This window comes from Paenibacillus terreus, assembly GCF_042138595.1.
GTDB classification, from domain to species: domain Bacteria; phylum Bacillota; class Bacilli; order Paenibacillales; family Paenibacillaceae; genus Paenibacillus; species Paenibacillus terreus.
Genome location: NZ_JBHIRX010000018.1, coordinates 79489 through 92617, shown reverse-complemented (window position 1 = coordinate 92617; position 13129 = coordinate 79489). Strand labels below are relative to the sequence as shown.

Sequence of the window (13129 nt, the reverse complement as noted above, 5' to 3'; positions counted from 1 at the left end):
CATAACGGATTGCCGTGCGAATCCATAATGGCATGAAATTTGGTTGTTATTCCGCCTCTGTACCGTCCGATGGCCTGAAATGGCGAAAAGACCGCTACCTTCCGGCAGCGGCCACAGAATTTATAGAATTTATTAGACAGCGGTGAGGTACTGCTATTTCAGTAAATGGAGCTCACTTGCGCGGACAATAGCCAGCCTGAGCACATGGCTTTTTACCGTTCCCTCCGTAATTCCGAGGCGGACAGCAATCTCCTTATTGGAGGGCCCGTCGGACAGGGAGTATATTTACTATTCGGGAATCCTTCAGTGCATGCAGGTACACCATCCGGGTAATCATGAATTCCAGCGGTCTTTGTATCCGGCATCTGTATTTTTAGCGGATTAACCTTGAGAGCAGAATAATCTCTGCTAATCGCATGATGAGTCGTCTTCTGCGCCCTCTAATGATGGCACTTAGAATAAGAAAATCCGTTCCAACCGATAGGAGAGTTCCAGTATAAATGCTGCCGGTGGTTGTAACCTGTACGGTTTTTCCCTGTATTGAGCCTCCAACATGGCTAAAGCCATGGGATTCTTAGCTAGTTAACGCACGCAGGCCATTTCTGTTTTGTGCAGACTGCTAAGTTAAGAGCTAGCTCATTAGCTCATCCTAGATCAGAGCCTATAGCTATCTAGGCTGATAGACTGTTACCATCTATCACAGGTTGGCGCAGAATGTTGATCGCTCCAACTCTATCGCGGTGTGCGCGATACCCGCATGAACATAGATACGTTCGGTCCATGGCCTTGTTCCGTTTCCCACAGTTTGGACAGGTCTGGGAGGTGTAGGCAGGATTCACTTCGATGACTTTAATCCCAGCTAGGTCCGCCTTATATGCGATAAACTTTTGCAGTTGATAGAACGTCCAGTTGTGCAGGTTTTTAGCGTTTTTACGACTTGTTCTTGTCGTTTGGCGAATGTTCGTTAGCTTTTCCATCTTCATGACCGATACTTGCTCTTCAATCGCCATGTTCACAATCTTACGGCTAATTTTGTGGTTTTGGTCTTGAATGTAGCGGTGTTCTTTATGCTCTTGCTTACGAATCGCGGACAGCTTCTTTAACTTGCCTAGCTTTCTTCTGCGCTCTTTGTATTTGCGGCGCATGTACTTGTTTTGTCTACCATTCCCCACAAACTTTGTCTTGCCTGTGGAGGTGACCACAACGGCAGGAACCTTTAAGCCTAAGTCAATTCCCATCATGGCCTCGCCAGTGGTTGGTTCTATCTTTTTCTTCATCGAAATTTGAACATACCATTTCCCCGACTTCTCCACCAATTTTAACAGGCCCAGCTTGCCGCTGGATAACACATGTTGTTCACGTTCTGTTATATAGGCCGGAATCTGGACTCGCTGTGCCTTTCCGTCCAACATCACAGGAAAGGCAACGCTTTTGTCCCCAAGGGAATAGTTCTGGTTGTTGACGTAGTAGGCTCTGCGTTTGAGTACCGGACGTTTCCCTTGCTTTTTCGCCTTTTTATGAATACTTCGCGCGTCTCGGATGGCCTGGTTCTTGACGGCAGATGGAAGCTTGGCATCGACATCCTTGGAGGTGATCTTTGGGAATGTTCCCGATGCTTCCGCTTGTTCGGTGAGGAGATTGACCGTTTGGATGTATTCGTTCCCCATCTCCTTCAGCAGGGAAACATCGTTTGGGAATATTCGAATTTGAACGGTTACGGTAGGCATGGCTTCACCCCCTTGTCTTTTGTTCTTCCACATAACGCTTGATGGTCTCGCTCGAAACATTCCCCGCCGTGCTGACAAAATAGGAACGTGTCCAAAGGCTCGGCAAATGCTTCAGGTGTTTAAATTCCTGACGCAACAACCGCGAGGTCACGCCTTTCAATTTTGCCATAATATCCGCCGGAGAATCCGTTGGCAACACGTTTAAGAATAGATGCACATGATCCGGCATCACTTCCATCGCAACCATACACCAGTCGTTCTCCTGGCACAGCTCCTGCACAAGCTCTTTAAATCTTGCTTCGACTTGACTCACAAGGACCTTTCTTCGGTATCGCGGACAAAACACAAAATGATAGTTGATGAGGGATACGGTAGTTTTCGTTCTTCTATATTCTTGTTCCATATCTTGATTGTATCCGTTCGAATATATAACTACCACAAAAAAAGTAGGACAATCAGGCTGTCTAAAGACAGTTCTTGTCCTAAGCCGATTCATCCCATGCATAAAGGTAAGGACTCGGCTAAGATCTGTAAAGTCCCCGTGTTGGTACGACCGCTGCGAAAAAGCTGTTTCGTGTTTTTAATAGACTGTAAAACGCAGGCACCAGCAGCAGGAACAAAAAAAAGCAACAAGTCTCCATTTCAGAGTGCTTGTCGCTTTTGATTTGCCTTGATGAAATTTCTGTTTTCTTCAATATGACCCGGCTTCGCCGATCATTTGCAGCTCGATTTGCTTCATTTCATAAAAATATCCCTTTTGCTCCATCAGCTCTGCATACGAGCCCGCTTCAATAACTCTTCCCTGGTCCATGACCAATATCCGGTCCATCTTCTCCAGTCCGGTCAACCGATGGCAAATCAGCAGAAGTGTATCATCAACTGCCTGAGTCAGCAGGTGACGGAAAACGCGCTGCTCTGTAACATAATCCAGCGAGGACGTCGGTTCGTCCAGAAGCCATAACCGCCCTTTCCGAAGCATTGCCCGTGCCAGAGCCAGACGCTGCTTCTCTCCGTCCGACAAGTTCTCCCCTTTTTCATACACCTCATCGTCCAGAGACTTATTCGTCAGCTGTACTTTATCCAGCATAGCCGACAGCACTTCGTCAGAATGATGTTGTTCCTCATTCAGCAGCAGGTTGTCCCGAATGGTGCCCCGGAAGAAATGGCTGTGCTGCAGCACCACATTGGAGGCTTGCCAAATGCTCGCTTCATCCAGTTCCTCAACTGAAATCCCATTTAAACGAATCCGGCCTTCTGTCGTTGTGCGCAGCTTGAGCAGCAATTCGATGATGGTTGTTTTGCCTGATCCGCTCGGCCCGACAATGGCGGTTTTGGAACCCGGGGGAAACTCCAGAGAAATATTTTTCACCGCCGGACGCCATTCATCTTCATATTGAAACGTAACTCCGCACAGCTCAATTGCAAAGGCCTGCTCGACGGAGAGGACACCGCTTGGCTGCGGCGGCTGCTTATCCGTGGCATGAACCGTTTCCGCAAGCCGCCTTGCCGCATGTTCGCTATCCTGCTTGTAAGCAGGCAGCGTGGCCATTGCCGAAGCTTCTTCAAACACCGTGAGCGAAGCCATGACCAGCATGGCGAGAAATACACCGGCTAAGGAGCCGTGCATGATCAAATAGGCGCCAAGAACCAGCACACCCCAGGAAATGAGGTATGTCACAAAAGTATGCAGCGATTGCCCACGCAGCAAGTGCCGGGCTGCTGCTTGCTGCTCGACTGCCAATGCGGCGGAGGTTTGCTGCAGCTGCTGCTCGCGCTTTTTCAATTGCCCGTAAACTTTCAAATCACGGAACCCGTACAGCAATTCAGTCACTTCAGTGGAGAACACCGCCCGCTGCTGGCGGACACGGCCATGTATCCGTCTCTGCCCAAGCAAAACAAGCCCCGGAACCGCAAAAGCCGTTGCCAGCATGCCCAGCACAAACAAACAGGCCATCCAGAACGAAAAAGCTGAAGTAAACAAAACCGTGGCCAAAAACACCATCACGACAACGACAGGGGGATAAGCGACGCGTATAAAATAATGCTGCAAGCTCTCCACATCCCCGACGATCCGTGCGAGCAGCTCTCCGCTTCGCTTTTTGCCCAATATCCCAGGTGTCAAAGGAACAAGCTTGGCAAAAAAGGAGGTGCGCAAACGGCTGAGTATGGTGAACGTCGCCCGGTGGGAATACAAGCGTTCGCCGTAGCGGCTTGCCGCCCGCAGCAGGCCAAGTATTTTCACCAGTGATGTCAGCACAATCAAGGTATAGAGCGGCGGGGCGAACACCGTCTGGGAGATCATATAACCGCTTGCGGCAAAGAGGCATACACCAGCTATGCCGGCAATGAATCCGCCGATGATCGCCATGGCAATATCCTTACGTTCCTGAATCATCGCTTTTGTTAATATAGCCAGGTCATTCATGCGAATCCTCCTTTGCGCTGAACATGCACCATCTCGGCATATTGCGGCAGACGGGCAAGCAGCTCATCATGACGCCCATAATCCAGCAGCGCTCCGTTATCCATAAACAAAATCCGGTCGGCATGCCGTATCGTGTACAGGCGGTGAGCTACGGTAATCATGGTCGTCTTTTTGGCAAGCTCGGCAATGGACCGCTGCAGGATGCGTTCGGTGTGCAAATCCAATCCCACCGTTGGCTCATCAAACAAAATGATGGCAGGCTGCTTCAAAAAAGCGCGCGCCAGCGCAAGCCTTTGCTTCTCACCGCCTGACAAGCCCCTGCCTCCTTCACCGACAAAGGTGTCATAGCCCTGCTCCAATTCGGCGGCAACGGCAGCAAGACCGGCTGCCTCTGCCGCCTGCACAATTTCCGCCCGGGAGACATCCCGGCCCGCCCCGATGGCAATATTGTCCGCAAATGTGCCGGCAAAAATATACGGATGCTGAGTAATGTAGCTGACGTGCTCAAACCATGCAGCCTCATCGTATTGTGCAAGTGAATGCCCGTTCACCAGCACTTCTCCCGCTATCGGCTTCAACAGCCCAGCAATGAGGTGCAGCAAGGTTGTTTTACCGGACCCGCTTTTTCCGACGATGGCGATTTGCTCCCCCGGTCCAAACGAAACGGAACCAACTGCAAGCTCGAACGAATCCGGCGCATACCGAAACCGGACATCCCTCAGTTCGATGGATGGCGGCATCCGAATCAAATCCAAGTGGGCAGTCCCAGGCTTGACCGCCTTTTCCGCCTTTTCCGCCTTGTCCGCCTTGTCCGCCTTGTCCGCCTTGTCCGCCTTCTCCACCCTGCCGATCTCACCTGTTCCATCCGTTTTCCCGGCACCATCTCCCCTATCCGATGCCGCTCTCTCTTCCTTTGTTTCCGCAAGCATTTCTTCCACTTTACGGACTGCGCCCATGCTGGTGCGGCCGCTGTGAAAGGCAGTTCCCGTGTTTTTTAACAGGCTGTAAAACTCGGGCACCAGCAGCAGAATCAGAAAGGCGGTGTGGAAGGACAACGATTTGAACACCAGCAGCTGAAGCGCCAGCTCAAGCGCAACAATGCCAATGCTGAGCATCACGATGGATTCCAGCATGAAGGTGTTGGTAAAGGCAATCCGCAAAATGTCCATCGTCGCATCCCGGTAACCAAGGCTGCTGCGTTCAATTTCCTGCTGCTGGCGATGAGCCCGGCCATACAGCTTGAGCGAAACCAGCCCTTGAAGCGAGTCGAGAAACGTACCGGAAAATTCGGCCAGCTGTGCAAATTTCTCCTCCGATTTGTTCTTCGTTTTCAGCCCCACAAGCACCATAAATATCGGGATAAAAGGGGCGGTAACCAGCATAATGATGCCGGAATTCATATGTAGAGTAAAAACAACAATCAGGATCAGAATCGGAATGACGGCGGCTTCCATCATACGCGGCATATACTGGCTGAAATAACTGTCCGCTTCATCCACGGCATCCAGCGCCACACTCACCTTGCCCCCGGTTTGCCCGCGCAGCGCCGAAGGAACGGAAGCATGGGCAAGCTTACGCAGCACCTTTCCCCGCATCTCCGTCTTGGCACTGGCAGCCATCTGCAAGCCGATTCGCCCGTTTCCATACGACAGCAGCGTTCGCACAGCCATGACGGCCAGCAGTGAGCCAAGGATGACAACAACCGATGACAAGGGAGCCTGCTGCACAAAAATCCGCTCAACGGCTTCAGCGAGCAGCACGGCCTGTCCTGCAATGGCTGCACCGAGGGCAAGCGACTGGCCGCCAAGGAGAACAAGTCGTTTCCTTTGTGCGGACATGAGCTCGGATATCAGACTGGTTTTCCTTTTCACGCAGACTTCCCTCCTTTTTACATACGCCTGTAAGGTACTCCAACATACAGTCATGCATACACTGGGTCATTTTTTGCCTTTGATATAATCCGCATCAAACAGGAATAATCTGAAGACAAGAATAAGGGACGGTACCAGCAGACACAGACCACCGATAAAGGCAACTACCAGCGCAATGCCCATCGACTCCTGCGTGGCTCCACTTTGAATGGTAATGTACGGATCCAGAATATAGGGATATTGCCCGATCCCGTACGCAAAAAAGGCACAGAAAAATTGCAGCATGACACAAATAAAGGCCAGTCCGTATCGGCGTCCGCTATACAGCAGCCACAGAGCTATCATGAAAAAACCGACAGAAAGCGCGAGCAGCCACCATAAATCCATCATGTTCTGAAAATGCCGCTCATTGTGTTGGCTGAGATAAATAAATGCTGTAAGCGCGGCAATAATCGTTGGCGTGCTCCAAAACAGGGCATAGGTCCGCATCAGCTTCAGCGCTGACTGGTCGTCCGCCCGGGAAGCGTAGAAGGCCAGGAACGATCCGCTAATGAACAGCACCGATACGATGGCCAATGCGACAATGCTCCACGACAGCGGGCTTGAGATCAGCGACCAATATTCCAGAAAAACAGCTCCGCCTTTCTCCACAATAAATCCGCCCTCGGAAAGCGTCAGTGCCACCGACAAGGAAGCCGGAATGAGCAAACCCGTTGCCCCGTATAGAAACAGGTACACGATGCTTTCCTTGGAGCCGTAATTTTCAAAGGCATAAAAGGAGCCGCGAATAGCTAACAGAATAATGGCAATGCTTCCCGGTACAAGCAGCGCAGAGCCGTAATAATAAGCCGTGTCGGGGAAAAAACCGACGATGCCAACAAAGAAAAAAACAAAAAACACATTGGTAATCTCCCAGACCGGCGATAAATAACGGGATATCAAACGATTGATCAGATGATCCCGCTTCGTGAGACGGGCGTAGAAGGCAAAAAAGCCGGCGCCGTAATCAATAGAGGCAACAATTAAATAGCCGTACAAAAACAGCCAAAGCACGGAGATGCCGATCAACTCGTAACTGATCATACCGGCACCCCTTTTTCCACGGATTGAACATGCTGCTCGTTCACAAGCTTTTCCAGTTCGGCTTCTGCCGGTTTATTACGGAACAAACGCCTTAGTACAAGGACACACATGATGCCCAGTACAATATACAAAAGCAGGAAGAGAAAAAAGAGAATCCTCACGCTTGGTGACGAAGTGGCCGCTTCCTCTACGCGCATATATCCGCGGATAATCCACGGCTGCCGCCCGATTTCCGCATAAAACCAGCCCAGTTCAACGCCCAGAAACGATAGCAATGTACTAAAAACAACCCCTCGCAGCAGCCACTTGTTGAGCTCACTGCGTTTCTTCCAGAACAAAAACAGAAAATACAATAGCGCAACGGCCAACATAACAAAACCGATCCCGGCCATGAAATCAAATAAATAGTGCACAAGCAGCGGCGGCCGTTCATCGAGGGGGAATTCCTCCAGTCCCGTTACCTCGGCATTAAAGTCGCCAAAGGCCAGGAAGCTGAGCACTTTCGGAATGTGAATGGCTCCCATGACCTTCTGCTCTGCATTCAGCCAGCCCAATAAAATCAAATCCGCACCGCTTTCCGTTTCAAAATGCCATTCCGCCGCCGCCAGCTTCTCCGGCTGATGCTCTGCCAAAAACTTGGCTGACACATCCCCGGCCAGAGTTGTCAGCACGCTGAACACCAGCACAACCGCCATCATGAGCTTCAATGCTTTCTTGTGATACGCCGACGGCCCTTTTCTTAAAATCGTGTAGGCCGCAATTCCTGCCAGCAGAGCGGCTCCTGTCAAATAGGCTGAAGTTACGACATGAAAAACTTTGGAGGGCGTTGCCGTATTAAACATCGCTTGCAGCGGGTTAACTGCCGTAAATTGGCCCGCTTCCATGACAAAACCTCCGGGCTGATTCATAAATCCGTTCACCGTCGTAATAAAAACAGCGGACATGCCTGCCCCAACGACAATCGGAATCGTCAGCAGCCAATGGATATACGGATTGCGAAACCGATTCCATGTGTACAAATAAATTCCCAGGAAAATAGCCTCAAAAAAGAATGCAAAAACCTCCATAAATAACGGGAGCGCGATGACATTCCCCGCCAATCGCATAAAGTTCGGCCACACTAGTGAAAGCTGCAGACCAATCGCCGTTCCGGTCACCACACCTACGGCCACGGAAATGACGAACCCTCTTGTCCATCTTTTGGCCATGAGTATGTAATGAGGGTCCTTCCTGCGTATACCGACGAATTCGGCAATGGCAATCATCAACGGAACACCAACGCCAATCGTGGCAAAAATGGCATGAAACGCCAAGGTCATCCCTGTCAGCCATTTACTCCACAGCACAGTATCTATAACCACGCCAGACTGTCTCCTTTCAATCACTCTTCATTCGTATATCGGGATTGAATCCAGCCAAAACTTGCCCGATATTTAAAATTTATTATAACGACGCAATGTCTCAAATTAATCACGAAAGGAGCTCAGTTCAAAAAAGAATCAAATCTTTCTGACAACTCGGTGAAAAACAAAGAAAACCACCCCATCGAGTCATTGATCCGTTCCCCGATGTGTGGTAATAACAGCAAAAAGCTCCTAAATCGCTGCAAAAGCGAATTAATGTATCATTTGCGTACAGCGTATACGACGGATAAATAAGATTAGGTTAAAGATATGGAATGATATGCCGATATATATACAGGTATATATTTTTTTAATGGGATTGCACGAGGAGGTATAACATGAAAATCGAAAGTAATGTTATCTCATCGCTTCCAAGCCTTTACACTCAAAATCGAGATAATAACCAAGCGAACAACAAATTGAAACTGGAAACAGGATTCGCCCTTCCGGGACACGACAGTGTGGAAATCAGCGAGGCGGCCAGGCAGTTGGCCGAAGGCATTAGCACCCGGGAACTGCCTGTGGGCGCAGTTAAGCACAATTCGATAAGGCCCTTATTTACTTCCGAAATAAATTCTTCCTTAGAGCAATTGCTAGCTGGAAAACCGCCTGAAGTGGAAGAAGCCGTGAATTTCTTAATAAGCTCCAACTTTGTTCCTGACGGATCCGTTGCGGATGAAAGCGAAAGAGCGGCGCTGCTTGAGAGCGGGCTGTCTCAGGCGAAATTTATTGCGGACAATTACATGACAGGTGACGACGCGGAGAAATTCCTTGCCACCATGAATCAGATCGCTGCGTATGCCAAAACCAGAACGGTTGATCCAGAGACCGGCCAGGCAAGCTATATCGATATCCCTCGCAAGCCTGAAGGTGCGCCTGATGATTATGTCGATATTAACTATTTGATGAAAAAACATGATCCGGAATCCGCCAATAAAATAACCGAGATTCTCAAAGATAAGATGAATGGCGGCAGCGGCGCAGGCTTTGCGGAAATCCTGCTGGATTTTAATCAAAAGCTGATGAAGAACCCGCAATGGGCGAAGGATTACCACACTGAAAACGACCATGTAGATACGGTTTTGAAAAACACGAAAATCGCTAATCAGTTTGATGGCGCAGACACCTCGGATATGGCCGCGTTCCTGGAAGATATGGACAGCAAATTCCAGAATACATCCTTTGAAAATAAAGACTTCTTGACAAAAAACATCCAATATTTCGCACTCATCCTCGGAAAACAGATCTAAACAAGTGAAACCGGCCCGCAAATGCTCTATCAGCAATTCGCGGGCTGGTTATATCTTAAGTCTCGTTCATTCTCCACTTGGATTCAAGCATTTCGGCTGATTTCAGCAGCGTGATCGTATAGGCGTCCCGCGCTCGCTCATTATGAAGGTCAGAAGTATGAAATTGCTCAATCTTTCTCCCGTCTTTCATCACTAAAATATCCTGGCACAGTCCGGGCACAAGCGAGAGATCATGGGTAATGAATAGAAGAGACAAGCCTTGTTCCTGCTGAATGGACTTAAGCAGTTCTATGATCCGCTGTTGCAATACGATATCAAGGTTCGAGACGATTTCATCACAGATCAATAGTTTGGGATGGATCATCAGTGCTTTAGCCAGGCAGGCTCTTTGATACTGTCCTCCGCTTAATTTTCCTGGCCGGGATGTTAGAAGTTCCTCCCGAAGACCTATCTTGTCTAAATACTCCAGAATCCTCTTCTTACGTTCCGTTCTATTCAAGCCTGTAAAGTTAATTAGCGGTTCTTCCAGACACTTGAACAAGCTCAGCGCCGGGTTCAATGTTGAGGCTGTATTTTGAAAAACAATCTGAATATCGCGATACCACTTTTTATACGCTTTTATTCCTTTGCGGGGCAGGTGCTGCCCGTTAAATATAATGTGACCCGAAGTCGGTTGCTTTAAGGCCATAATCAGCTGGGCCAGCGTGGATTTGCCGCTGCCGCTCTCGCCAACGATGGCCAGGGACCCTCCGTCTTCTATCACAAAATTAATGTCATTCAGAATTTGCCTTCCATTCATTTCTTTGAACAGCTGTTGAACTTGAAGCATTGGGGCTGGCACCTCCTTTGCCAAGGAGCCTTTGCGATCGGTACCTGCATAATTGCCTGGTATATTCATGCTCGGGTTGTCCTAATATTCGCGCGGCGCTTCCCTGTTCTATCATTTCTCCGTCACGCATCACACCGATCGTATCCGCAAGATAACCTGCCAGGAGGATATCATGCGTAATAAACAACATACTCATGTTTAGTTCCAATATTAGATGGTGCAGTAAGGATATGACTTCAGCCTGGGTTGTGACATCAAGCGCGCTCGTCGGCTCATCGGCGATGACAACTTCAGGCCGTAACAGAAGCGCCATCGCGATCATGACACGTTGATTCATTCCCCCGCTCAGCTCATGAGAATAACTTTTCATCACATGCGCCGTATCTTTCAAGAACACTTGAGACAGCATCTTTTCCGCTTGTTTCTCAGCCTCATATCTCGATATCGGTAAATGACTAAGCATAAGATCACATAATTGTCTGCCGATCGGGATGGATGGATGTAATGCCTGTTCAGGATGCTGAAAAATGACGCCCACCTGTTTCCCCCTGATTTTGCGCCATTCCCTTTTGGATAAACGATTCAGGTCTTTGCCGTGCAGCATGATATCGCCTGACATCTGCAGCCCTTCAGGAAGCATTCCTAAAATAGCTTTACTGGTTAACGTCTTACCGCTTCCGCTTTCTCCCAATAAGCAGTAAGTTTTTCCCGACTCCAAAGAAAAACTGCTGTTGTGTACAAGCGGCCGACCATTTGCGTTTCTAATACTCAGATTTTTGATTTCCACTGCGGCAGCCATTACTTCCCCCTCCTGAGCCGCTCGCCAACAATCTGGAACGAGCAGGCTGTCAGAAAAATCATAAAACCCGGGAAAAACCCCATCCATGGCGCAACCTGCAAATAATTTTTCCCATCCAATAACATCACACCCCATTCGGGTGAAGGCGGCTGCGCGCCAATTCCCAGGAAGGATAAACCGGATAACGTCAAAATCACCTTGCTTACATCCAAAATCAGCATGGTCCCAATCTGCGGGGCAATGTTCGGTATCATATGTCGTATGATCGTTCTCATGCCAAATGATCCGCTTACCCTGCTCGCGATAATATACGGCTCCTTTTTCACATCAAGGATCAAACCGCGAATTAATCTGACGTACTTGGCCCACCAGGAAAGAATCACCGCGAAATAGACATTTTCCATGCCAAAACCGAGAAAGCCGACGACAACAATGGTGAGCAGGACATTCGGCAATGCCGTAAAAATATCCGTCACACTCATCATCAACATGTCAAGCTTACTCCCCCAAAAAGCACTTAGTGCGCCAACGAGCAATCCGATCAGCATAACAACGCTGAGAACTGCAAAAACGGGGAACACGGAATCGCTGATCCCGTGCAGCACACGGCTTAACAAATCTCTTCCCAGATAATCCGTTCCAAACGGATGCGATAGGCTTGGAGGAAGGAGCTTTTCATGATGATTGGTCTGGAACGGATCATAAGGTGAAATCCATGATGCGCTTAACCCGACAATAATAAGGAGCACAATAAACAACAAAGCTGTTGCTGGAAGCTTATTCGCCCGCACGAGATTCATCATAGCTCCCACCTCTGTTTGTCAAGATGAACACGCGGATCGGCCACAAAATAAAGGATATCGGCCATAAAATGAAACACAAATATAAAAGCGGCCACCAGCAGGGCGCTCCCCTGAATGACGGGAAAATCACGGCGGTAAATCGCCTCAAGCATATATTTGCTGAACCCCGGAAAACTAAAAATCGTTTCTGTCATGATAGCGGCTCCAAAAAAGCTTGGCAGGCTGGTCGTGATTAACGTCAGGATCGGGATGAACATGGCGCGGAACAAATAAGCCGGATAAAAGATAGAGGCCCGCAAACCTCTGGCTCTTGCCGCCTCAATATAGAAGAATTTACTGTATTGCACGGTGTATGAGCGTACCATCCGAATGGAGTAGACACTTTGCACCAGGGAAATGGCTGTTATCGGAAGCACATAATGTTCTATGGAAGAGCTGCCGACAACCGGAAGAATCGGCCAGATTACACCGAAAGCATACATCAGAAGAATGGCAAGCCAGTATAAAGGAATCGACAACCCCAAAATCGTTACCGAATAAACCACGCGATCCGGCATCGAGCCGGAATTCAAGCCTAACCAAATTCCTGCCGGTATGGAAATCAACATCGTAAGCAAAAAGGAGCCTGCAATCAGTCTGATTGTCGGATCTAAACGGTCCATGATTTCGTTCAATACCGGTTCTCCGGACATAAAAGAATTCCCCAGTTCTCCCTGGAATATCTGCACAACCCAAGCCATGTATTGCTGAATAAACGATTGATCAAGCCCCCATTGCTCCTGTAGATTAGCCACCAGAGATTGCTCCGGCACCGCTCCGATGTCTAACAGCATCATTGACGCCGGATCCCCCGGCGCCAAACGCATTAATACGAATACGAACAAAGAAAACAGGACAAATGTGGTCATGAGCATCAACAGACGATGGGTCATGGAACGC

12 protein-coding genes are annotated in these 13129 nt (G+C 49.0%); 1 reads left to right on the top strand and 11 read right to left on the bottom strand.

The window, feature by feature from the left end; all coding sequences use genetic code 11:
- Positions 1–153: 153 nt before the first annotated feature.
- The 7 genes from ACE5KN_RS25025 to ACE5KN_RS24995 all read right to left on the bottom strand — a co-directional run bounded on the left by ACE5KN_RS25025 (position 154) and on the right by ACE5KN_RS24995 (position 8467).
- Positions 154–276 (bottom strand): LuxR C-terminal-related transcriptional regulator, encoded by a 123-nt coding sequence (locus ACE5KN_RS25025; protein ID WP_375527444.1) that lies wholly within the window; start codon positions 274–276, stop codon positions 154–156.
- 395 nt (positions 277–671) lie between these two features.
- Positions 672–1727, bottom strand: a complete 1056-nt coding sequence (locus ACE5KN_RS25020; RefSeq protein WP_375527441.1) for an RNA-guided endonuclease InsQ/TnpB family protein — start codon at positions 1725–1727, stop codon at positions 672–674.
- Positions 1728–1731: 4 nt separating this feature from the next.
- Complete coding sequence (gene tnpA, locus ACE5KN_RS25015; protein ID WP_375527440.1) at positions 1732–2130, bottom strand: IS200/IS605 family transposase; 399 nt, start codon at positions 2128–2130, stop codon at positions 1732–1734.
- A gap of 288 nt (positions 2131–2418) precedes the next feature.
- Positions 2419–4152 carry a thiol reductant ABC exporter subunit CydC gene (gene cydC / locus ACE5KN_RS25010; protein WP_375527439.1) on the bottom strand — a complete coding sequence of 578 codons (1734 nt, stop codon included), beginning with the start codon at positions 4150–4152 and terminating at the stop codon, positions 2419–2421.
- Positions 4149–6023 carry a thiol reductant ABC exporter subunit CydD gene (gene cydD, locus ACE5KN_RS25005; RefSeq protein WP_375527438.1) on the bottom strand — a complete coding sequence of 625 codons (1875 nt, stop codon included), beginning with the start codon at positions 6021–6023 and terminating at the stop codon, positions 4149–4151. The genes cydC and cydD overlap by 4 nt, the downstream gene beginning before the upstream one ends.
- A 66-nt stretch (positions 6024–6089) precedes the next feature.
- Positions 6090–7106, bottom strand: coding sequence for a cytochrome d ubiquinol oxidase subunit II (locus tag ACE5KN_RS25000; protein ID WP_375527437.1), 1017 nt, complete (start codon positions 7104–7106; stop codon positions 6090–6092).
- Positions 7103–8467, bottom strand: coding sequence for a cytochrome ubiquinol oxidase subunit I (locus ACE5KN_RS24995; RefSeq protein WP_375527436.1), 1365 nt, complete (start codon positions 8465–8467; stop codon positions 7103–7105). The genes ACE5KN_RS25000 and ACE5KN_RS24995 overlap by 4 nt, the downstream gene beginning before the upstream one ends.
- Positions 8468–8847: 380 nt before the next feature.
- Between ACE5KN_RS24995 and ACE5KN_RS24990 the strand changes: the two genes are divergently transcribed.
- Positions 8848–9759: a hypothetical protein gene (locus tag ACE5KN_RS24990; RefSeq protein WP_375527435.1), complete on the top strand. Its 912-nt coding sequence runs from the start codon at positions 8848–8850 to the stop codon at positions 9757–9759.
- Between the two features lie 55 nt (positions 9760–9814).
- Here ACE5KN_RS24990 and ACE5KN_RS24985 read toward each other — a convergent pair whose 3' ends face one another.
- Genes ACE5KN_RS24985 through ACE5KN_RS24970 form a run of 4 tightly spaced genes read right to left on the bottom strand, consistent with a single transcriptional unit; the run spans position 9815 to position 13122 of the window.
- Positions 9815–10588, bottom strand: coding sequence for an ABC transporter ATP-binding protein (locus ACE5KN_RS24985; protein WP_375527434.1), 774 nt, complete (start codon positions 10586–10588; stop codon positions 9815–9817).
- The gene (locus ACE5KN_RS24980; RefSeq protein WP_375527433.1) at positions 10533–11387 is read right to left on the bottom strand and encodes an ABC transporter ATP-binding protein; all 855 of its coding nucleotides are present in this window, start codon (positions 11385–11387) and stop codon (positions 10533–10535) included. Before ACE5KN_RS24980 ends, ACE5KN_RS24985 begins: the two co-directional genes overlap by 56 nt.
- Positions 11387–12190 carry an ABC transporter permease gene (locus ACE5KN_RS24975; RefSeq protein ID WP_375527432.1) on the bottom strand — a complete coding sequence of 268 codons (804 nt, stop codon included), beginning with the start codon at positions 12188–12190 and terminating at the stop codon, positions 11387–11389. Before ACE5KN_RS24975 ends, ACE5KN_RS24980 begins: the two co-directional genes overlap by 1 nt.
- Positions 12187–13122 (bottom strand): ABC transporter permease, encoded by a 936-nt coding sequence (locus ACE5KN_RS24970; protein ID WP_375527431.1) that lies wholly within the window; start codon positions 13120–13122, stop codon positions 12187–12189. The genes ACE5KN_RS24975 and ACE5KN_RS24970 overlap by 4 nt, the downstream gene beginning before the upstream one ends.
- Positions 13123–13129 lie beyond the last annotated feature (7 nt).